Origin of the sequence: Carnobacterium sp. FSL E2-0243 (assembly GCF_038003605.1) — a bacterium.
Classification (GTDB): Bacteria; Bacillota; Bacilli; order Lactobacillales; family Carnobacteriaceae; genus Carnobacterium; species Carnobacterium maltaromaticum.
Window position 1 is genome coordinate 2,459,716 of record NZ_JBBOPM010000001.1, and the last position, 18,903, is coordinate 2,478,618.

The 18,903-nt window shown below is 33.3% G+C and carries 32 protein-coding genes; all 32 read right to left on the reverse strand.

From position 1 onward, the window contains the following. Positions 1-10: 10 nt before the first annotated feature. The 32 genes from MHI00_RS11610 to MHI00_RS11765 all read right to left on the reverse strand — a co-directional run bounded on the left by MHI00_RS11610 (position 11) and on the right by MHI00_RS11765 (position 18,820). On the reverse strand, positions 11-466 hold the full coding sequence (locus MHI00_RS11610) for a phage neck terminator protein (RefSeq protein ID WP_238339089.1): 456 nt from the start codon (positions 464-466) through the stop codon (positions 11-13). Then, positions 447-827 (reverse strand): hypothetical protein, encoded by a 381-nt coding sequence (locus tag MHI00_RS11615; RefSeq protein ID WP_187958720.1) that lies wholly within the window; start codon positions 825-827, stop codon positions 447-449. The genes MHI00_RS11610 and MHI00_RS11615 overlap by 20 nt, the downstream gene beginning before the upstream one ends. Next, entirely contained in the window at positions 827-1,420 is a 594-nt protein-coding gene (locus tag MHI00_RS11620; protein ID WP_341113778.1) for a hypothetical protein, read from the reverse strand. Before MHI00_RS11620 ends, MHI00_RS11615 begins: the two co-directional genes overlap by 1 nt. Continuing rightward, positions 1,420-1,758 (reverse strand): DUF4054 domain-containing protein, encoded by a 339-nt coding sequence (locus tag MHI00_RS11625; protein WP_034564790.1) that lies wholly within the window; start codon positions 1,756-1,758, stop codon positions 1,420-1,422. The genes MHI00_RS11620 and MHI00_RS11625 overlap by 1 nt, the downstream gene beginning before the upstream one ends. 12 nt (positions 1,759-1,770) lie before the next feature. Further along, the gene (locus MHI00_RS11630) at positions 1,771-2,145 is read right to left on the reverse strand and encodes a hypothetical protein (protein ID WP_341113780.1); all 375 of its coding nucleotides are present in this window, start codon (positions 2,143-2,145) and stop codon (positions 1,771-1,773) included. Positions 2,146-2,163: 18 nt separating this feature from the next. Beyond that, the gene (locus tag MHI00_RS11635; RefSeq protein WP_035064252.1) at positions 2,164-3,045 is read right to left on the reverse strand and encodes a DUF2184 domain-containing protein; all 882 of its coding nucleotides are present in this window, start codon (positions 3,043-3,045) and stop codon (positions 2,164-2,166) included. A gap of 17 nt (positions 3,046-3,062) precedes the next feature. Then, positions 3,063-3,521 carry a structural cement protein Gp24 gene (locus tag MHI00_RS11640; RefSeq protein ID WP_341113784.1) on the reverse strand — a complete coding sequence of 153 codons (459 nt, stop codon included), beginning with the start codon at positions 3,519-3,521 and terminating at the stop codon, positions 3,063-3,065. A 2-nt stretch (positions 3,522-3,523) separates the two neighbouring features. Then, on the reverse strand, positions 3,524-4,630 hold the full coding sequence (locus MHI00_RS11645) for a DUF2213 domain-containing protein (protein WP_035064258.1): 1,107 nt from the start codon (positions 4,628-4,630) through the stop codon (positions 3,524-3,526). 13 nt (positions 4,631-4,643) lie between these two features. Next, entirely contained in the window at positions 4,644-4,901 is a 258-nt protein-coding gene (locus MHI00_RS11650; RefSeq protein ID WP_119906421.1) for a LysM peptidoglycan-binding domain-containing protein, read from the reverse strand. A 58-nt stretch (positions 4,902-4,959) separates the two neighbouring features. Next, complete coding sequence (locus MHI00_RS11655; RefSeq protein WP_035064261.1) at positions 4,960-5,139, reverse strand: hypothetical protein; 180 nt, start codon at positions 5,137-5,139, stop codon at positions 4,960-4,962. Further along, positions 5,132-6,388, reverse strand: a complete 1,257-nt coding sequence (locus tag MHI00_RS11660) for a phage head morphogenesis protein (protein ID WP_035064264.1) — start codon at positions 6,386-6,388, stop codon at positions 5,132-5,134. Before MHI00_RS11660 ends, MHI00_RS11655 begins: the two co-directional genes overlap by 8 nt. Further along, positions 6,381-7,742, reverse strand: coding sequence for an anti-CBASS protein Acb1 family protein (locus tag MHI00_RS11665; RefSeq protein WP_341113790.1), 1,362 nt, complete (start codon positions 7,740-7,742; stop codon positions 6,381-6,383). The genes MHI00_RS11660 and MHI00_RS11665 overlap by 8 nt, the downstream gene beginning before the upstream one ends. A 29-nt stretch (positions 7,743-7,771) precedes the next feature. Then, on the reverse strand, positions 7,772-8,032 hold the full coding sequence (locus MHI00_RS11670) for a Gp49 family protein (protein WP_341113791.1): 261 nt from the start codon (positions 8,030-8,032) through the stop codon (positions 7,772-7,774). Then, positions 8,029-8,259: a Thoeris anti-defense Tad2 family protein gene (locus MHI00_RS11675; protein WP_341113792.1), complete on the reverse strand. Its 231-nt coding sequence runs from the start codon at positions 8,257-8,259 to the stop codon at positions 8,029-8,031. Before MHI00_RS11675 ends, MHI00_RS11670 begins: the two co-directional genes overlap by 4 nt. A 12-nt stretch (positions 8,260-8,271) precedes the next feature. Continuing rightward, positions 8,272-9,699 (reverse strand): phage terminase large subunit, encoded by a 1,428-nt coding sequence (gene terL, locus MHI00_RS11680; protein WP_413517886.1) that lies wholly within the window; start codon positions 9,697-9,699, stop codon positions 8,272-8,274. Next, positions 9,683-10,417 carry a terminase small subunit gene (locus MHI00_RS11685; protein ID WP_035064268.1) on the reverse strand — a complete coding sequence of 245 codons (735 nt, stop codon included), beginning with the start codon at positions 10,415-10,417 and terminating at the stop codon, positions 9,683-9,685. The genes terL and MHI00_RS11685 overlap by 17 nt, the downstream gene beginning before the upstream one ends. Positions 10,418-10,523: 106 nt before the next feature. Continuing rightward, positions 10,524-11,330 carry a hypothetical protein gene (locus MHI00_RS11690; protein ID WP_035064270.1) on the reverse strand — a complete coding sequence of 269 codons (807 nt, stop codon included), beginning with the start codon at positions 11,328-11,330 and terminating at the stop codon, positions 10,524-10,526. Positions 11,331-11,495: 165 nt separating this feature from the next. Further along, on the reverse strand, positions 11,496-12,296 hold the full coding sequence (locus tag MHI00_RS11695; RefSeq protein ID WP_035064273.1) for a hypothetical protein: 801 nt from the start codon (positions 12,294-12,296) through the stop codon (positions 11,496-11,498). A 272-nt stretch (positions 12,297-12,568) separates the two neighbouring features. After that, complete coding sequence (locus MHI00_RS11700) at positions 12,569-13,795, reverse strand: HEPN domain-containing protein (RefSeq protein WP_035064275.1); 1,227 nt, start codon at positions 13,793-13,795, stop codon at positions 12,569-12,571. Between the two features lie 28 nt (positions 13,796-13,823). Then, positions 13,824-14,405, reverse strand: coding sequence for a sigma factor-like helix-turn-helix DNA-binding protein (locus MHI00_RS11705; RefSeq protein ID WP_051926681.1), 582 nt, complete (start codon positions 14,403-14,405; stop codon positions 13,824-13,826). A gap of 92 nt (positions 14,406-14,497) precedes the next feature. Beyond that, a complete protein-coding gene (locus MHI00_RS11710; protein WP_035064277.1) occupies positions 14,498-14,677 on the reverse strand; it encodes an XtrA/YqaO family protein in 180 nt (59 codons plus the stop codon). Between the two features lie 56 nt (positions 14,678-14,733). After that, complete coding sequence (locus tag MHI00_RS11715) at positions 14,734-15,498, reverse strand: Rha family transcriptional regulator (RefSeq protein WP_341113805.1); 765 nt, start codon at positions 15,496-15,498, stop codon at positions 14,734-14,736. 180 nt (positions 15,499-15,678) lie between these two features. Beyond that, positions 15,679-15,861 carry a hypothetical protein gene (locus tag MHI00_RS11720; RefSeq protein WP_035064281.1) on the reverse strand — a complete coding sequence of 61 codons (183 nt, stop codon included), beginning with the start codon at positions 15,859-15,861 and terminating at the stop codon, positions 15,679-15,681. A gap of 11 nt (positions 15,862-15,872) precedes the next feature. Continuing rightward, entirely contained in the window at positions 15,873-16,037 is a 165-nt protein-coding gene (locus MHI00_RS11725) for a hypothetical protein (RefSeq protein WP_162922007.1), read from the reverse strand. A gap of 1 nt (position 16,038) precedes the next feature. After that, entirely contained in the window at positions 16,039-16,287 is a 249-nt protein-coding gene (locus tag MHI00_RS11730; RefSeq protein ID WP_119906417.1) for an ASCH/PUA domain-containing protein, read from the reverse strand. Then, positions 16,284-16,499 carry a hypothetical protein gene (locus MHI00_RS11735; RefSeq protein WP_035064286.1) on the reverse strand — a complete coding sequence of 72 codons (216 nt, stop codon included), beginning with the start codon at positions 16,497-16,499 and terminating at the stop codon, positions 16,284-16,286. Before MHI00_RS11735 ends, MHI00_RS11730 begins: the two co-directional genes overlap by 4 nt. Continuing rightward, on the reverse strand, positions 16,492-16,716 hold the full coding sequence (locus MHI00_RS11740; RefSeq protein ID WP_051926683.1) for a hypothetical protein: 225 nt from the start codon (positions 16,714-16,716) through the stop codon (positions 16,492-16,494). The genes MHI00_RS11735 and MHI00_RS11740 overlap by 8 nt, the downstream gene beginning before the upstream one ends. Beyond that, positions 16,704-16,937, reverse strand: coding sequence for a hypothetical protein (locus MHI00_RS11745; RefSeq protein WP_035064288.1), 234 nt, complete (start codon positions 16,935-16,937; stop codon positions 16,704-16,706). Before MHI00_RS11745 ends, MHI00_RS11740 begins: the two co-directional genes overlap by 13 nt. A 102-nt stretch (positions 16,938-17,039) precedes the next feature. Continuing rightward, positions 17,040-17,243 carry a hypothetical protein gene (locus tag MHI00_RS11750; RefSeq protein WP_035064290.1) on the reverse strand — a complete coding sequence of 68 codons (204 nt, stop codon included), beginning with the start codon at positions 17,241-17,243 and terminating at the stop codon, positions 17,040-17,042. 14 nt (positions 17,244-17,257) lie between these two features. Next, positions 17,258-17,548 carry a hypothetical protein gene (locus tag MHI00_RS11755; RefSeq protein WP_035064292.1) on the reverse strand — a complete coding sequence of 97 codons (291 nt, stop codon included), beginning with the start codon at positions 17,546-17,548 and terminating at the stop codon, positions 17,258-17,260. A gap of 14 nt (positions 17,549-17,562) precedes the next feature. Next, a complete protein-coding gene (locus tag MHI00_RS11760) occupies positions 17,563-18,534 on the reverse strand; it encodes a DNA cytosine methyltransferase (protein WP_341113816.1) in 972 nt (323 codons plus the stop codon). Between the two features lie 13 nt (positions 18,535-18,547). Next, on the reverse strand, positions 18,548-18,820 hold the full coding sequence (locus MHI00_RS11765; RefSeq protein WP_080732537.1) for a hypothetical protein: 273 nt from the start codon (positions 18,818-18,820) through the stop codon (positions 18,548-18,550). Positions 18,821-18,903 lie beyond the last annotated feature (83 nt).

Consider the following 18,903-nt stretch of genomic DNA (forward strand, 5'->3'; position numbering starts at 1 on the left):
TTATTCCCTCCTATAATTCTATATTATCAATCATTTCAACATCATCTACATATGAATCTCTTACTCTTAATCGCATATCAAAGCCTGACAATCGCTCATAATCAATAGAAATAAAATTATCACGTTTTGTTGTATTTGATAGTTCCACTAAAGTAATTCCAGTTTGTTTGAGATAATTTAATATCTCAAACGATCTAAAATCCTTGTTAAGATTCATAGCTTGATTTAAGACCTCTAGACTTGACATCGCATGACATGTTAACGAAATAACTACCTCAAATTGCTCTCCAGTGACGATATCACTCGTGATAGAAAGATATGGAGAAATTATTGTATATGTCCAAAAAGGATAGTCTGGTTGAGGACCTGACGAGTTACTTTCAATCATTTTTAGATTACTTGTACTAGCAACAACATTAATTAAAGTATCAGCTAGGTGTTTATAATCATATTTTCCTGTTACCAAATTGTTCCACCGCCCTACATCCATACTGAGTCACATTTGAATAATCTTTATAATCAATTGCATGTTCAACTGAATAATTCAAATTATTATGAGTGACAATAGTTTTTAGAGGTACTTTTTGAGAAGAAAACCATATCATTTCATACTTTTCAAAATACCCACCTTCTCCATAATTTGTAGAGAACGGCAGCTGAGTAGCTAACGATGATGGGATAAAGGGTTCTTCTACTTCTAATATGGATTCATTGTCACTTTTTACCCATTCCCCACTTATCCAATTCCCTTCTTCCTCAGCTTTTAAATGGATTGAAATTGGCACTCCAAATGAACTTAGAAGAGATAGAAAATCCATTTTTTCCATTAGTCCACAACCTTCCAAGTAACTGATTGCCTTAATCTACCAGTATTAATTAAAGGGTTATCTACACCTTTATTAGCAATTGTAGCTGGAGCATTTGAAGGACTTGAGGTCTCTTTGATTTTATTCTGAATATTGCTAGCAATTTTAGCACCTAGCTGCTCATATATCTGATTAGCAGTTATCTCACCAGCTAAAATTCTATCAATGTTACTAGAAAAAAATTCATGCCATTCTGCTTCTCTTTCATCAAAAGTTGACCTTAAAAACGATCTTTCAGGTATGTTTACTTCTTTAACAAGATAAAACATAACTTTTAGTCCTTTTTTTCCATCAGATATTGCTAAAATCTTTTTACCTTTAGGTTTGAAAAGACCAGGTATATCTCTTGCTTTTCTGCCTTTAGCCTCAGGAGTTGGAATTGTAAGATACTGTTTTTTTGGTCTGATTGTAGCACCAAATTCATTAACACCCGCAATCATAGCCATAAAAGAATCGTCTTCACCGAATATTCCAATTTGCAAACTTTTTTTATTTAGTTTTTCAAGTTCACTTTCAATTCGTTTCATACCTGAAAAATCATTAGTCACTTTCATTAGACCACCACCAAGCTTATTCCAGACCGCACATATTCTTTTTTTAAGCGTAAAAATTCTTGACCATATGCTGTTAATTCAAGGCCTTTTAAACTAGAATCCTTGCTACTATATTCTCGTTTTAATGAACCTACAGCTTCAGAAGTGACATTTTTATCACTCATTATTGCCAAATGTGCTGCTAAATAGCGATTTGCTTTTTCCTCAATATTTGATGGGAAATTTTGCTCTTGAACATCTAAAAATGCATCTTCAATAAAAAGACTTATTGCACTATCACTTAATGATACTATTTCTTTGGCCGTTAGTTTTACTTTATCAACTGTAGTTTTAGACATATTAAAAACCTCCTAATCTTCCGTTTTAACAACAGAGTCTTCAGGAGGATTTTTAATTGATTCGATTTGAATTTCAATTGCACTGATTAAAGATTTACGAGCCTTATTTCCTTTGCCTTTTTCATCCTCAGCAAATTTATTTAACAAAGCTAAATCAAACGTATCACTGATTAGTTCTAAGGCTTCCTCCTTATTTAAATCAATAAAACTAGAAGTGTTAAGACTTCCTACAACACATATTTCTTTATCTAATAAGACAGCATTTAAAGGAAGTTTCATTTCTTTTGAGAATTCTTTTTCCTGTTCTTCGTTTAATTCGTTTCCTCCTGGAATAATCATAATACTTCCAAAATGACGAATATATTTCCCTTTATTTTGTACTAACATATGTTTTCCTCCTTGTTTTTAAATTCCGTCTGCTCGAACAATTGCATAAGGTGTACGGATTAATGCACCACCGCAACGCTCTTCAAATGGTACTTTCCAGTTTGGATAAGCCCATTCTTGTTCAAAACGTACAACATCCATCGGCAATAAAATTTCACAAGTTGATGAACGAGTATCCATAATAATAAAACAGTCCGTTTTATTTGTACCTGCTTTATCTAAATCAGAAACAGGAATAATTGACTCAAACCATTGATTCTCTTCAATAACTTTTAAGATTGTACGTGAATCAAAATCGCTATAACGACGATTTAGTTCTTCGTATTGAGTTGAAGAGACTAACATTTTAAGCGATGCTGTACGATACCCTGGAATAACGGTAATTTTTGCCCGAGTAGTTCGTACTTGTTCCACAATTTCATCACTTGTTGCTGTTTTCCATGTTTTTGCAACGTTAACAACTTGAATACCGTCAGCATTAGCGATCCCTTTAACATTAACTTTTGGATCACCTGTGAAAATAATACTATTTTCTTTTTCGGCAATAGCACGTCGAGCTGTTTCTGTTTTAGTTGCATCTACAGATTGACCTACTAATTGCGCTTGACGTAATTCTTGAACGCTAATTCTAATCCCTGCTGCAATTGTATAAATAGGTTGTTGAAATCTTTGTAAATCTGTATCTACTAGCGGAAGATCATCTGCTCCGTTAGCAATGATTTTAGCTGCTCCACTACGGGTCATTACGTTATAACCATATGTTTCTGCCCCTGGATGGATATCTGTTTTAATGTTAAAAATTAATCGTGCGACAAGCTCCTCTTTCGGTGCCTCATAAAGCACTTTATCAATTGCTTGTAAATCACGTGCTTCTAATGTTGCTGTTGGTTGATTTGACATTTATTTATTCCTCCTTTTTAAGGTAAGTTAATTTGTAAAATTGCTAAGCCGCCTGCTTGTGCACTTGTTTGAAAAATACCAATTGGCTTATCTGTTGAGTCTTCTGCTGTAGAAACAATACCAAAATTACCAGTCGCTTTAACACTAGCATATTCGCCTTCTTTAACATCATCATCTACTTGAACCCAGATAGATCCTTTTCGTAAAACAGCTACCATCTTACCTTGACGATATTCTCCTGTTTTTTTATCATCATTGAATTTGATTTCGTCAACATAATTCTTAGCAAGAGCAACACCAAAGAAATTACCTGTGTCACAAGGTGCTGCAATGCTTTCATTAACTTGAACAGCTTGCCCAAATTTAATGCTATTCGTACCAACTGCTTTGGAATCAGCTTGCGTATTTTGATAGTTGGCTAACTTGCCAATACCTAACTCTGGAGACATATACTTTTGTGGGTATGGAATTGTCATGATTATTTTTCTCCCTTCTTATTCATATTTAAGCGATTTTGTTTCTTTTGATTAATTTCTTCATCTGCAGCCTTTTCTTTATCTTTAGCATCAGAGAAATTAACTCCGTGAGTGAATCCTTTATCAGCAACTAGTTCAGTCATTGAGTCAAAGAATGCATCAATATAATCATCTGATTTCCCATCAGCCTTAAAATCTTTTTTTGTTTCTAAGATAGCTGCTTCTTTAACCGTACGATCTGATTTACCATTAAATTCAAAAGAATCACCAAGAATAGGTTTAGCTTTTTCAACTAATTCAATCCGTGCTTGAACACGTGTATCCATCTCGTCTTCGTTTACTTGATTTTTCTTAAGCTCAGTAATCTCAGCTTCTTTAGCATCTAATTTTTCTTTTAATGCATCACGTTCCCCCTGCAAAGCATCTAATCCTTTTGCTTTAGTTTCAGCAGCATCTGCCTGTGCAGATAAAGCGTCAAATTTTGATTTAACAGCTGTGTCTACTTCAAACTCGGAACCATCAATAATAATTTGTGGCATTTTATTACCTCCATTTTGTTTATTTTTTTTTGAATCCATGACAAAATCGACAGAATCATTGAGGATTGCAACCTCTGGACCCGCCCGGCCTTTATCAACTATCGCTAGATGATTAACTTGCATATTTCTTTGAACAGAATCATAGTTCATACCGCTATAATTCCCTTTTTCGTCTTTGACATCAGCACTAAAACCAATTGACAATTCACGTTTCCCAGCCTTAATTTTTTGAATTGTAGCAGAATCTGTGACAGTAAATGACACTACTAAAGTATTATTTTCAACCCTTGCATCAGTATGAGTCATACCTTTTGAGTATTTTGTGAAATTATTCGCAGTAACTGCCTCATGTGGATGGTCATCTGTAACTGGTTTAGCATTTGCAGATTTAATTGTTTTATCAGAAAACAACTCTTCTGGTAGCTTTGCCTGCATTTCTACAGCTCCATCTTTTGTTAAATAAGGAAACACGCCAGGTCTAGTGATTGGTGCTTTGACAGTAAGATAGCCCTCATCAGTTTCGCTAAAATCTTCAATCAGTGCTTTGTCATAGAGGTTAACACGTCCCATCAGATTTAGCCCCCTATCCCATTAATTTTAATTGTTGACCAACATAAACGCTTGGATTTGTGTCATTGAAATTCAATTCCTTTAACAATCCTACAGTTATGCCATGCTTTGTAGCAATCGAATAAAGCGTTTCTCCTTCATCTACAATATGAATTGCTGGCTTAGTCTCCATAAATTCAGTTGGTGGAGTCTTTATAGCTTTAACTGGCTTAACCTCCACTGTACTTGCTGATTCAGCTTCTTGAACCGCTTCTTTTTTCTGTTTTCCCATACCCTCACCACCTTTCAAATTTAAGGTACAAAAATAGACCTAGCTAATTTAGCAGGTCCTAATCATTTTTTTTAAGAGTTTTGGCAAGATCATTAACACCATCCATAAACTCTTTTTCTTTACGGTCACGCTCTTTCTGTTCTTCTTTAGAAAGTTGTTCAGGAACAAAACCGACATGTTCACTTATCGGGTTATCTTTCCATCTTGGATGCTCATAAGGTTTGTATTTTTTAGTCATGGAATTCCTCCAATTCAATTACTAAGACACCTGTTTCAAGTCGGTATCTTTCTATAACTATAAAGGTAGCTCCTCTTTCATACAAGACTTCAAGCTCATTTTCGTTTATTTGACTAATATTTCTACCCTTTTTGGCATTTCTAATGATTAGGAGCAACTGATTACCTGGATCATAAACATCGATTGAAGTTGACATGTATTCTTTAAATCTTCTAGTCTCTCCAATTCTTAACGGAGTAACAAAATTTATTAAATCTTCTTGTGACCTAAAGGTATACGATCGATTTAAATCACCTTCAAACTTATCCATCTTACTAAGAGCACTATCTAATTCTTTAAGAAGTTTCGAGTCCTTCTCATCTAAATCATAACCATTTCTAAGCTTATCATTTATACGATAGGCTTCTGAACTAATATAAGTATTAATTGCATACTCTTCATTTTCAGTTAGCTCATTCAAGGCCTGCTCTGCTTCAATTTGAGCTAGCTCATCATCAAAAATAGGCTCTGCTACACATCTACAGTTGTATTCTTCACCTGGTAATAAAGGATTGTCAGCATAATAATAAATTTTACCATCTCGTTCATGATGTGAATCTCTAACTTTAGAGTCTCCGCTATCACTCCACCTAAATGCTCGAATTCCAGATTTTTCATGTCTCTTAGCTGTCATTTGACCTAATATTGAACCCGTTTGATCTCGCGCAATAAAATCGGCTTTTTTTCTAGCTATACCAGATTGATTAATCAGCTCTTCACGCATTTCTGCAGAAGATTGACCATTTGTCACTCCTCGATAGATTATTTGTTCTATTTTAGAAGAATATTCATCTCGGATGTTTGTTATATAGCTGACATTTTCAGCTATTTTTGAATTGGAATATTCTTTTAACCAAGGTTCAGAATCTAAAGGATTGACACCTTTTGTTTTTAATTGACTATTCAAATTACTTTTATTTGCACTATTTAACGAACTAATATACTTTGTAGAAACCTTATTAATATCATTACTATTAAAAGCACCTAATGATAGGAATTTTATTTTTTCAATTGCTTTTTTAGCAACATCAAAAAAAGAATCACTAATAATTGAGTCTTTAGTCATTCTTTCATCATCTATTAAAGGACTAATTATTTTATCAAACTCGTACAAAATAAGAGAATCAAGTTCACTTACTAATTTATTTATGTTTTTAGCATAACTTTTTTCGATGTTCAACGGGTATCTAGTACGAGGTATCCTAGCCATCTGCTCGATTTTCCTTGTATTTTTTATAAACAGATTCGGCTAACTTATCAATATCAGTTGCTGAATCTGCATTAAACTTGCTAGTTTCTGTAACACCAAAACGACCAAACCTTGCTTCTTGAACATCTGAAGGATCCAGCACACCGCTCTCAATATAAATTTTATCTGATTCAGCTGTAAGTTTACGAATCTCAGCATCTGTTTTGCTATCAACGCTCCAAAGCGGATTAAATTCAATAGACCATTCGATTGAATCGGGATCTATTCGACCACCGCACTCATCTTCACACCACATCAATAGTCTAACAAGATATTCTAGCTGTGGTCGCATTGAATTCTCTTGCATTGAGGCTATCCGAGAATAATAGTTCATTACATCATATTGAGCGCCTGTTAAAGTTCCTGCTTCTTGGCCTTTTAATACTGTTTTAGGCATCCTAGCAGCACCTGCCAGATAATCCCATGTAAAGTCGAGCAATTGGTTAATACCTGAAACATTAGTTGATTCTTTACCAAGTTCTTCATCATTTGCGATAACTGCTAAAGCTTCAGTTCTGAATTTATAATCCATAAGCATTCCAAGCTCTGCTTTGTCAGCATTATTCATTCCATCAATGTCTTTAGATTTAAAGACTTTAAAGACAAAATCATACATAATTTGACCTACCGACCAAAGACTAGTATCCATTACGGTAAGAATATCATATAGGCTTTCAAGTAGTGAAGTACCTTCGATTTCGTCCTCGAATCTCGTTGATTGTTGATGAATTAAGCGTGAATGGTGAACAGATACTTGAGTTTGACCTGCAATTTCAATTCCAGTTCTAGACCGGTTATTAATCTCAAATGATTCGGATTTACCATACCTCGGACTAAAAACATCTTCATCAATTACTCGGTTATTTACTTTTTTACTAGAAAATGCATTCAAATAGGATATTTTCTTCAAGTCATCCAGTTTAATTGCATCACTCAACTCAAATGTGTTTTTTTGAATCAAACCTAAACTAATGAATCCATCCCCATAAAGCCTATCGAATATATTTAACTGTTTAAACATATCTTTAGTCTTCAATTGTCTCAAACGTGATTCATACAGGGCTTTTAATTTTTCATCTTTCATTTTGATAGTCCATCCGCTTCTAGTCATATCCTCAGCTGGGATATCAATAATATTAGCAGCCATAGAGTTTGAACTATAAAGATCCTCTAAATCAGAAGGTGCTAATTGTCGTCTTTGTCCTGGCACTTGCCTAGTCAAATTGTCTTTAGCATACCCTTTTCCATTTCCAATCATAAAATCATTGATTATACTGCCTTTCTTGTCAGTCAGTAATATTTTTGCTGATCCCACTTAATCACCACCCTTCATTTTTAAGTGCCCTACTTTTGATAGAGCTCATTTTGAAGTTTATATCCTTCAAGCTCCCATAACCGGTCTTTAATTTTCTTAATGGCTAGTTCAAAACCAATTTTATTATCATAATTAGCTGGATCAACACATGCACTTTCGCCAACAATAGTGAAACCATTCGGAAGTTCAGCAACTACTATGCACTGTTTGCCGAATACTCTATGAAATGTTTCGAACGTGCTACCAATCAATATAGTGTCAATTTTTTCTTGGGTTACTGTATTTTTCATGCCTTAATTTCCTCCAGTTCAATGACTTCCCAATCCTCTGAAAATAATTCAATGTTTGTTTCTCGCCACGGTACACGACCAAAACAACTTTCAACAAACAAGTATGGAGCTGTCATTTTACTGTGTTCATCTGGATACTGTACCTTAATCAAAACATCTGAGCTCCAGTTTGGAAGGCGCATTGCTTTGCCTTCTTTTACTTGTTTAAACGCTGTCCCAAAATCCATAAAAATTCCTCCCTATCCATTCCTGTATCTTTCTAGCAAACTTCTGCCACTACTAGTAATCTTAATTAATGCTTGCGTCATTGCATCCACTTCATCGTCATGTGCGCCATTTGGAAATGCTTCAAGTTCATCAAGAAAATCATTTACCCAAGGTGCATAGTCAGGATGCGGTAAATAAACATTTCCGCTTTCCCACACTGGTGCGACAGCGTTTGCTCTCACTTCTTTACCGCCTTCCGGATTAACAGGAATGATTCCAGATATTTCATTTTCTAATACTGAAATAACAGCTGAACCATTGGCTTTATCCTCCACATATTTAGCTCTAGCATTGGGCCAGTTCTCAGACATTTCACGTATAGCTTTTAAAGTAGCAGTGAAATTCAACTTTTCTTTTCTCCTTGCTAATAAGAAATAATCAGCTTTTTTCTTAGCCCATACTTGACCTGCAACGAAATCACTGGTCTCGGCATCCTTAAAAGTGCAATCCCAAGACTGGACTTGTTTATCAAATAAACGAGGAAGAATGATTGTTTCATCCGATAAATTCAATCTGTCTTTTACTTCTCGACTTGGCACATAATACTTAACCCATTTACGTTTAAATATGCTTCCTCCAGCAGGAGTTGGGCGTTGTTGATACAAGGAAGACCACGTTCTTGATCCTACTTCTTTTTGCTTCTGTTTCGCCCATTTCTCGTCATAACCAAGTTCAGGACAAAGAACCTCACCAATTTTTCGGTGAAGTAAATCTGTTTCATCTTCTGCAACTGCAGGTAATCTCAAACGAATCCAAGGACGAGCGCTTTGTTTTAACAAACGACCAATAATATCATCTTCGTTCCAGCGAGTCATTACAACGATGACAGAAGCGCCACCATGTAAACGCGTTGATAGTGTAGACTCCCATTCATCCCAAATTTTCTCTCTAATTGTTTCAGATGATGCATCTTGTTGGTTCTTAATTGGATCATCAATAATCATTAAATCTGCACCATGACCAGTAATAGAGCCACCTACACCAGTTGAAAGCATTCCACCTGAATGACCTTCAATACCCCAATCTTTGACTGCAGCATTAGTTTTAGATAACTCTAAATTATTTAGTGGTCCAGCGAATTCTTTAAACTTATCTTTATTCTTTCTACCAAACTTTTTAGCTAAACTATCCGAGTAAGAAGCTGTAATAACTCTCTTATCAGGATTCTTACCTAAATAAAAAGAAGGAAACGACTCTGTCACTGTCATTGATTTTCCATGCCGAGGTGGCATTTCAATCATAAGTGCGAGCTGTTCCCCATCTGCAATGCGTTGCAAGTATTTACATACAAGTTTTGTATGTCTAAAGTGTTCATATTGTCCGTTGTGTGCAAATTTGACATAGTGGTCAAAATAGTTTTGATTTAGCACGCTTTCCGCTTGCTTAGCTAGTGTTTCCATCTCTAAATTGCTTAGCAATGACTTCTAGCTCCTTTTTCGTTAATTTAGTTAGTTCCGGATTAACAGGTATGCCTAAATGACCACTATGTTCTACCTTATCAGGCGGTTTAAAACCACCTCTATCAAGTATATCTTGAAGTACATCAGCTTTAAGAGAGAGCATTTTCTCCCACTGTGCTGGCTTCAAAATATTGCTATGTTCTATTTCAACCAGCCTTCGTTTATTACGTAAATCTAAGCCCATTTGAAATGATTCATCTTGCAGTTCTTCAATTTCAATGAGTAAAGTCTTTTTGATCTCTTTACTATCTTTTTTACGGCCATCAATCGCTTTTATTTTCCGAGCTAGCTTTTCTATTTGCCTATTTAAAATGCTAAACGAATTATTATCTTTAATAAGCTCATTCTCATATTTATTGATTTTCAGCTCCGCCTCGTCGTGCCTACGGAGTTTTAAATCTAAATCTGATAGAATGTTCAGCAGGTCAGCAAAAGCCCTGTTACCCTCGTCAGCAAAGCGTTGCCGCAACCTTCCAAGTTCAACGTTGATTTTTTCTTTAATGTAGGGATAAGTAAGCATGTTGCTCCCCTGATTCTTAGCATTACTTGCTTTATAACCAGCTTCAACGGCTGCCTTAGTGGCATTGAAACAACGAATATAAGCAGCAACAAATAGATCATACTTTTGTCTTGTAACATCTGATAATTCCTTTGCCATCAAAACCACCCTTTCTCTTTAATTAATGTAATCAAATTAAAATAAAAAAAGATGCTCAATTATGCATCTTTTATAATAAACAATAAATCTGTAACTAATTTTTTTATCAAACTTCAGAAAATCTACTCGATAACAGCGTAATAAATCCAAAAAATATTTTTTCGTCAAAACAATAAACCTTTGTAGGATCACCCTCTTTCTTTACAAAAAGAGCATTAATTGTTCTACCGTCATGTTCTCTTGTAAATATTTGTATCCTATTTTTCAACAATTTAATAAATCTTTTCTTTACTTTAATTTTTGTTTTTTCAGTAATATCCAAAAATAATTCATCCATAACTCTATTACATTCTTCAGTTATTTCTTCAAAAATAATTGTTTCCGGAAAACTTGTCACAATGTACTCCCTATCCTTTCCTCTAAAATTATTCTGTAAAATTTCTTCTTTTGAAATAGAAAACTCAACTTTACTTGTATTTGTTAATATATTTAGAACAACAGTCGTATTAGATATGGGTATAGAGTAATGTTGAGCATAATTTCGTAATATTTTGAAAATAGCAAAACTTTTATTGTTTTTTTCTTTATCTATTAAAAAACTATTATTTATACTGCACTCGTTATAATATGCCTTAGCATTATCCACTGCCATGCGATTTGTTAAAACATATCTTGTTACGACACCAATAGCAATAACATGTAATTTATCCAAATCAACATTTTTTTCTAACTCAACACTTTTTTTTAAATCCTCATATTCAATTTTTGAATCATTACTAACTAAAAAAGCTTGGCAAAAATTTTCATATCTTTTGTATAATGTATAAAATTTTAAAAATGTGCGATATTCTTTTTCATTAATTTCACCATAAATAGAGTTATTTCTATTATTTCCTAAAAAATATTTTTCCATTGTTTCTCCTTTTAACTGTTTGTTTTGATTATAACAATTAAAACAAACAATTTATATAACTAAATATATTATCTCAAATCTATTCACCTCACTTTGTGTTTTTTTGTAATCACCGTTAAGTGATCTATGTATTTAGAGCAAAATAAAAAGACCACAAAGGGTCTCTTAAATATTTCTTGAGTAATTACTTTCATAATTTTTTGGAACTAATTGATATCTTAGCATATTTTTTGACATATTACGCGAACCTAAAATCAGGTTATACTCATATTTTCTTGCCTTCATCTCATAATCTTTATACTTAATATGAACCTTTATTTCAGGGAAAATTTCTTCTTTACCTGTATCAGTACGATAAAACATATCATACATTTCTAAATAATACGATAAAAACATAATAACTAATTTTGATAAGTTAATATGTTCAGTTTCACCAGGCATTATTACAGAAAGTACATTGGTGTATTTTAATGCTTTTTCATATTCTTTTCTTCTCTGTACTTTTTCATCATTTTTATAGATATATTCATATATAAATGAGTACTCTTTTTCTTCTGTACTTTGAAAATACGCACTAGGAATTGATTCTTTCAGAGTATTATCTTTACTAAATATCTTTGCAAATTCTTCTATATTTTCGATTTCAAAGTAATAAGTAATATCAAATACAGGTGTAGTCCCCCCGTTAATAATAGGAATTGTAACATCAGAAAATCTTTTCAAGTCATGGAAATATTTTCCGTCTTTTACTAAATCCTTACCAGGATGTATTTCAACATCATCAAATTTGGCTGTTCCTGGAACAATTAGTGGTTCTTTTAATCTTTTTTCGGTGTCTAATGCTTGCTCATTTTCTTTTTTTAATTGGTGATTAACTACTAAATATGCACTAAAAACTCCAATTAACGCTCCAATAAAACCTAAAACACCATCAATACTTAATACGCCATCCCAACTAATACTCAATAAAATCATCTCCTTTTCATTATTATATCAAATAACATTCAACATAACTACGAGATAATAAAATACACTCACAACCTCCGTCCTTGGAGTTGCGAGTGTATCAATCAGTTGCTTCTCAGCAACAATATCAAAGTATCTCAGAATACTTTAATATGCCAAATTTCTTCGGCATATGTAACTCTCACGCACAACCATGAGAGCCAGGAGGAAAAACACACGAATGTGAAGAATAATTTACCCTTCACTTGTTGGTGGCATCTGTATGACAATATTTACATTTTCTTATACTTTTCATTTTTAATAAATTCATTAACATCTTTAAATGTTTTAAAAGTATCATTTTTTAAAAAATAAAAAATGATATGCCTTAAATAATCTAACACTAAATTAGATTCATATTCACTAACTTGAGTTCGCTCCCCATGGGCAATGTTCGATCTTGTAGTATACAATTGCTTAAATTCTTGTTCAATTTCGCTTCTTCTTTCATAAGTATCACCTAAACAAAAGATTATAACTTCACTCATTTGTGATGTTATTGAAGGCGAAATCACATTATTTTTATTTTTCTCTTGTATTAATGCCTCCATCCCAAACATTGCTTGAATAAATTTTTCATCTGCGTACTTTTCTTTTAACGCTCTTCCAGCCCATTGAATGGATCCATATATTCTTTTTTCCATTTCATTTACGTTCTTGCGATCGAACCATAATTTTTTCTCTATTTCAAGAACTTTATTTAACGGCTCCTCATAGTAATTAATTATTTCGTTCAAATCAACATTTTTCCAATCACCATCTAACTTGTTATGAACATAAACTTTTCCAGAAAAATTTATTATGTTAATAAATATTGAAGAAGACTCAGAAGTGCCTAACCTTAAACTATACCCACCTTTTTTTGCGAATAAAAAGAAATAAAGTATGTTAATAAAATTATCCATTCGTTCATTAGCAATTTCTTTAGCCCTTTCTCTATCGGAAGAAAAGACAGAGGTTTCAATCATTATTTCATCAGCAAAATCAGTAATAATATCATTTTTTATTCGTTCCCAATTATCACATTTAATATGTTTATCTATTAATTTAGATGGATATATTCTAAAATCTCCAATAGTTAATTCAACATTTACATTTTCTACACCTCTTAATATTGATATAACTGTATGCTCGACTTCTGGACCTAAAAGTTCTTTCAAAAATTTTTCAAGCACAAGAAAGTCTTTCTTATCCTCATTTGTACGATTTTCTATACAAAAATTTAAAATTTGCTTATCTAATTCTTTATAAGTAAAGTTACTGTTTATCCAACTTTCTTCAAAAAGAATAGATGCAACTTTCATTTTAGAAACCAATCCAATATTACTTAGTGAAAAATTTCCTAGTGGACCTCTAGTACTAGAACTTCTTTCGTTTCTATCTTCGTCAGCCAGAACCTTTAAATCAGAAAATATTAAAGTTAGCTCTTTATTTATTTCTTTTATTTTATTTTGTTTCAAAACAATTCCTCCTCACATATTAATTTTACTAAAATAAACTTGTATTTGCACCATATTTAATCACCTCATTAATTTTTTGAATTGAACGATTGATTAAAGTTTGAACAGAACTCCTACTCAACTGCATATAATCCGCTGTTTCTTGATAACTATTTCCTTTTCCAAAAATCGAGACGTAAGATTCGTACTCTCTTGGAGATAGACAACTTAAAATTTCCTTTAGAACTTTTTTATCTTCATTTGTTAAGTTTTCTAAATCACTATCTCTGTAGTTCTTTAAAGCTGCTGCTTCTATTTCTCCCCATAACTCTGTTCGTTGATATCTAGACCTTCTCCCAATTTCTCTACGATTGCCAGGTTCTTTAGCATCACGTAACCATTGAATTGAATACTCGCTACTAGAGATAATAGAACCTAGTTCCTTTGCTCGAGCTTTATAGTATTGATAATCATTTCTAAACTCAACAGAAAGCTCCCATTCTTGCGCCTCTTCGCATTCTTTGAACAAGATAAGACAAACATTCCTATGATTTCTATAATAACTGTAGAGAGCTTTTATTGGCTTTAAATCAGTTGTATATTCGTTTATTAATTCGTCAGCAAATTTCATGTGTGTTTTCCTCCTTATAAGTAACAAAAAAGGACACCTCAACAAACGTATTGCTACGCTGTTAAAGTGTCCTCTAGTTTTCTAGTCAGACTTTAAAATTTAGTTTTGGTCTCACATTTAACTACTGTGACCTTGTTTTCATTCGTTGTTAGCTTAATATCAGCAAAAGCTGGTAAATTGGCCATCTTAATCATTCCGTTGCTAACAATGATAATTGTGTTGTTCAGTTCTAATTCATTTAATTGAGATAATTCTACTTGTTTAAATTCCAAAGATGGTCCCCCTCATGTTATAATGAAATTGGCTAGGCAGGGGAACCTGTCTTTTTTTATTTATCCAAAATAGCATAAATAGTTCTTTCTTTTAAAATCTCATGAATAAGCATTCTTCCTTTTTGGGTCCATTTAGTATGGAGACTAACATCTCGATTCCCATTTTTATGAGAAAAACTGTAGGTATCAGACTTCACATAATCTTGGCCAAAATACTTTTTACATAAAACCCACTGATTGCCTGACTTTTTCTGAATCTTTTCTTCATGTAAAATCTTGTTCAACTCCTGGGCAGTCAAATCATAATCGGCAGCAATTTGAGTAATATTTAAGGTGCTTTTAGAATGTAAAATTTCATTCAAATAATTAACTTTAAGCTCATAAGATTCAATTAAAACAGCTTGTTCTTGGTTTTTAATACTTAGCTGGCTATTTCGTTCCATTTCATCTGCATATAATCGTAAAGCCTCCGGATAAGAAGGTAAATGGACCTTAATTGTTGAATTGCGTTCATTCTCTTCCATTTCACGAAATCTTTTAGCATATTGAGCTGTAAATAAAATTCCTTTTTCACCTATGAGCTTATTTGCTACAAGATCACATCCGATGATAGTTAATTCATAACAAGGACGAATTTCTTTTTTTACATCTAAATACTCGCTAGGAATAAAATAATCCAACGAGCGCAACCCTGCGCTGGTTAAAACACTTGCATATTTACGAATATCTCGTAAAAGTTCTTTATGCTGCTTACTCACCATTTCAGCAACTTCCCGACTATCAATTGTACTTACAGCTGGTTTTATCATTAATTGGCCCATTTTCATTCTCCTTTACTTTACTCTTTTCGAGTTGAATTCAACATGTATTCTGATTCAATACCATGCATCTTTTGCTTCTAAAAAATCACCTTTCAAGAACTGCACAATCATATTCTTAAACAGAAACCAGATATGCTTCCAGTCATCAGCTTTGAACATTATAATTCGTTTAATCATTATTTAATCAGCTCCTACTTCTTGGTTGAACGCTTCATCAAATGTCATACCCTCACACATTAAATTTTCAACTCGTTTCATTACATCGAACAAAGGAATATTCTGTTCATCTGCGAAATCAATCATTTTAACAACTTGTTCTTGCGAATAATCAGATTGACTTCTAAATGATTTAACATTGCTCATTCTTAACCCTCCTAAACAAATCTTTTCAAGTCATCAATACCTTTATGCAGCTCTTCTAATTTTTCATGAATCATCATGTCTTCAGTTCTTGAAACAACATAGATCCTGTTGAGTAGCATTTCAATAATTTTTATATCTTCTTCAATTTTCACTTGATAGATTAATTTATTAGCCATGCTAACCCTCCCATATTTCCTCAATCCCAAGAACAACATAGTCATCTTTCAGCGGAAAATCTGGCATGTACGATATTTCAACTTTTATGATTTCGCCCGAAAACAACTGAGTAATTGGATCATATTCTTTTAAAATTAAAACGTCTCCTTCTTGAAAGTTACGATCATTCTTTCTAATCTCAAACTTTTTCCTACCGTCCTTCACTGCCTCGAAATATTTAGGTTCAATTTTGAGTTCGTGTACTTTCATTCTTCAATCACCAACCTAACTAAATTAGCATCTACTGTTTGAAAATGGCTATCAACACAAACTAATGCTACTGGATAGGCAATAACTCCACCAATCTCTCCAATTAAAATCGATTGCTTTACGTAACTACATTGATAAAAACCAACTAATTTCGCTGATTTCCATTCTTTTAATACCTTTACTTCACAATCAATCATTTTTAGTTCAGTCATATTGACTTAACCCCCATTCTGCGAATGCTTGTAATACTTGCAACCGCTCAATATCTGATAGGTTGCGATAAGCCCTAGCTGTTACCTCATTTTTCATCCATCCACCAGTGCAACTTAAAAATGTTAACTCACTAAGCAAGCTATCTACTCCTAAGTTTGGAAGATCTCTTTTCATCCAATCCAGCACAACCTGCTGATCCTCATTTAATTTAGCCATTCTAAGTCCTCCGCTTTCTCAAACAAAATCGCGTAATCGTCAATATTTAATAATCCAGCAATTTCTTGCACTTTTTTTAAAGTACAACTCGGTCTTGTAGCATAAAACCCTTGATTGGAACCAAACACTTTATGCATGCTTAACCCTTTATTTTTCATATGCCACTCTACGTTGTCCCAAAAAATAGTAACTATTTCTGGCGTTTCTTCTGTTTTACTCATTTCCTCACACCTCTCTTAAGTTGTATATTCAACGCAAATACAATAATCTGTATCTTTAATTTTTATAGCTAACCTGCCTTCGTAAAAATCTTCAAGTACATTTCATTGAGATACATACTCGATTTTTTCAAGTAAAGAGTGCTGAATCTCAGATATTTGTTTGTTTTCCTCACAAATCAATCCATCATTTTCTAATGACTCTGTTACTCCTAACGCAACATAAGTGGGATATAAACACAACTTTTCTTCTACGATATAGGTAACTTTATCTATTAAATCGTAATATTTTTTCAAGAAATCATTCATTCCCTCACACCTTCCTAATAAATTTCAATTTCGTCTAAATCAACTAAAACTTCAATCCCTTTAGCTATTGAAAATTCTGTAGCCCAATCTGGATATTCTCCGTTTACTTTGATGTCTCCGACACCTTCAACATGAGTATCAATTCCTAGTCTTAAAAGGACTTTGAGAATGTGCTTACCTAAATCGTTAATATTATCAAGATCGTACATTGATTTTGAAAATTCTTCTAACCATTCCTTGTTGTAAATTGATTCATCGATTGAAATTTTAGCTTCCCGTGCTGTTGTGTAATTAAATGTTTTCATGTGTTTTCCCTCCATTAAAATAAGCTTTCTTGCTTAATACCACCGCCATAATTTCCACTTAGTAATACTTTGAATATTGCTTCTAACACTTGAACAACTATTGAATTGCCTGCTTGGTGGTACAATGTTCCGTTTAGCTTCCCTTGCATACCATGATGTTCTTTATTAGCTCGATCAAAATCTTCATCGGTAAAGCCCATTAAGCGCCAACACTCACGCTCTGTTAATATCCGATACTTGTCATTTGATATTTTTATCACTCCTGCGTTAGGACATCTTACTTGCTTTGTCGTGATAGTAAAAGCATGTGTTGTGATTTCTTCTAACATTCCATTGAAATTCGAATGATTTTCATTTCCTGGCAATTTTTTAATCATGCTAGGCTGAGTCAAAATATATTTTTCATCAAATGATGCTTCAAGAAAGTCTGTTATAATCGGCGCTGTAGTTTTTTCTAACTTTGAGTAATCAAAAACATTGCCGTTTAAACAACTAATTGCAAAAAGTCTTTTTCGATGTTGAGGTATTCCAAAATCCAAAGAGTTTAATATCTCATAGTTTGTTGTGTATCCTAGTTTATCGAGATCGTTAATATATCGATTAAATGCTGGTAAATGTTTTTTATTTAAAACGTTTGGAACATTCTCCCAAATCACAACTGAAGGCTTCCACACACCTAAATTCTGTATTATTTGAATAGTTTCAAACATCAGACTACTTCTAGTCCCATCTTCAACGTTTCCCCCGTATTGTTTACCGCCAATCGAATAATCTTGGCAAGGTGAACCATGTATCAACCAATCAGGCCTTAAATTATATCCTCGAACATCTTGGGCAGCATATCGGTTATCAAACATTGCGTTGTAACTACGGACTGCTTTTTCGTTCCATTCAACGTAATCAATGCTTTTATGCTTTATTTTTAAATTGATTAAGGCTTTTTTTGGAGCACCAATCCCACCAAAAAATTCTAATATTTTGATCACTTACTCCACCTCTTCATATATTTATTTTCTTCCCTGTAGGCGTTACCCTAGTTTCGATTGTTAAAATCCATTGATCCAAGTCATCAAAAGTAAAACCCATTTTAGCTAACTCGTTAGGCAGCCTATTTGCTTCTCTCATGCAGTAAAGATTTTCAAGAGCACACTCGCTACGACCAAATTTAAACAGGTGCTTTTTGGATTTCTCCCCTTGCAACCGGCCATGAAGGTAAACGTATAAATGGCCTTTAGATTTCACAAATTTTAAATATCCAGTGCCTTCTATCACTCGCCTTTCACTCCTTGCCATTGCTGGGTTGTCCCTCGTGGTTAAATATTATTGAGTGGGGGACAACCTCGGTTTAATTGGTT

What these genes read in the sequence shown, in the direction of transcription:
- MHI00_RS11615 (WP_187958720.1), bottom strand. Translation starts at nt 827, where the DNA reads ATGGAAAAAATGGATTTTCTATCTCTTCTAAGTTCATTTGGAGTGCCA.
- MHI00_RS11620 (WP_341113778.1), bottom strand. Translation starts at nt 1,420, where the DNA reads ATGAAAGTGACTAATGATTTTTCAGGTATGAAACGAATTGAAAGTGAA.
- MHI00_RS11625 (WP_034564790.1), bottom strand. Translation starts at nt 1,758, where the DNA reads ATGTCTAAAACTACAGTTGATAAAGTAAAACTAACGGCCAAAGAAATA.
- MHI00_RS11630 (WP_341113780.1), bottom strand. Translation starts at nt 2,145, where the DNA reads ATGTTAGTACAAAATAAAGGGAAATATATTCGTCATTTTGGAAGTATT.
- MHI00_RS11635 (WP_035064252.1), bottom strand. Translation starts at nt 3,045, where the DNA reads ATGTCAAATCAACCAACAGCAACATTAGAAGCACGTGATTTACAAGCA.
- MHI00_RS11640 (WP_341113784.1), bottom strand. Translation starts at nt 3,521, where the DNA reads ATGACAATTCCATACCCACAAAAGTATATGTCTCCAGAGTTAGGTATT.
- MHI00_RS11645 (WP_035064258.1), bottom strand. Translation starts at nt 4,630, where the DNA reads ATGGGACGTGTTAACCTCTATGACAAAGCACTGATTGAAGATTTTAGC.
- MHI00_RS11650 (WP_119906421.1), bottom strand. Translation starts at nt 4,901, where the DNA reads ATGGGAAAACAGAAAAAAGAAGCGGTTCAAGAAGCTGAATCAGCAAGT.
- MHI00_RS11655 (WP_035064261.1), bottom strand. Translation starts at nt 5,139, where the DNA reads ATGACTAAAAAATACAAACCTTATGAGCATCCAAGATGGAAAGATAAC.
- MHI00_RS11660 (WP_035064264.1), bottom strand. Translation starts at nt 6,388, where the DNA reads ATGGCTAGGATACCTCGTACTAGATACCCGTTGAACATCGAAAAAAGT.
- MHI00_RS11670 (WP_341113791.1), bottom strand. Translation starts at nt 8,032, where the DNA reads ATGAAAAATACAGTAACCCAAGAAAAAATTGACACTATATTGATTGGT.
- MHI00_RS11675 (WP_341113792.1), bottom strand. Translation starts at nt 8,259, where the DNA reads ATGGATTTTGGGACAGCGTTTAAACAAGTAAAAGAAGGCAAAGCAATG.
- terL (WP_413517886.1), bottom strand. Translation starts at nt 9,699, where the DNA reads ATGGAAACACTAGCTAAGCAAGCGGAAAGCGTGCTAAATCAAAACTAT.
- MHI00_RS11685 (WP_035064268.1), bottom strand. Translation starts at nt 10,417, where the DNA reads ATGGCAAAGGAATTATCAGATGTTACAAGACAAAAGTATGATCTATTT.
- MHI00_RS11690 (WP_035064270.1), bottom strand. Translation starts at nt 11,330, where the DNA reads ATGGAAAAATATTTTTTAGGAAATAATAGAAATAACTCTATTTATGGT.
- MHI00_RS11705 (WP_051926681.1), bottom strand. Translation starts at nt 14,405, where the DNA reads ATGAAATTTGCTGACGAATTAATAAACGAATATACAACTGATTTAAAG.
- MHI00_RS11715 (WP_341113805.1), bottom strand. Translation starts at nt 15,498, where the DNA reads ATGGGCCAATTAATGATAAAACCAGCTGTAAGTACAATTGATAGTCGG.
- MHI00_RS11720 (WP_035064281.1), bottom strand. Translation starts at nt 15,861, where the DNA reads ATGAGCAATGTTAAATCATTTAGAAGTCAATCTGATTATTCGCAAGAA.
- MHI00_RS11725 (WP_162922007.1), bottom strand. Translation starts at nt 16,037, where the DNA reads ATGGCTAATAAATTAATCTATCAAGTGAAAATTGAAGAAGATATAAAA.
- MHI00_RS11730 (WP_119906417.1), bottom strand. Translation starts at nt 16,287, where the DNA reads ATGAAAGTACACGAACTCAAAATTGAACCTAAATATTTCGAGGCAGTG.
- MHI00_RS11735 (WP_035064286.1), bottom strand. Translation starts at nt 16,499, where the DNA reads ATGACTGAACTAAAAATGATTGATTGTGAAGTAAAGGTATTAAAAGAA.
- MHI00_RS11740 (WP_051926683.1), bottom strand. Translation starts at nt 16,716, where the DNA reads ATGGCTAAATTAAATGAGGATCAGCAGGTTGTGCTGGATTGGATGAAA.
- MHI00_RS11745 (WP_035064288.1), bottom strand. Translation starts at nt 16,937, where the DNA reads ATGAGTAAAACAGAAGAAACGCCAGAAATAGTTACTATTTTTTGGGAC.
- MHI00_RS11750 (WP_035064290.1), bottom strand. Translation starts at nt 17,243, where the DNA reads ATGAATGATTTCTTGAAAAAATATTACGATTTAATAGATAAAGTTACC.
- MHI00_RS11755 (WP_035064292.1), bottom strand. Translation starts at nt 17,548, where the DNA reads ATGAAAACATTTAATTACACAACAGCACGGGAAGCTAAAATTTCAATC.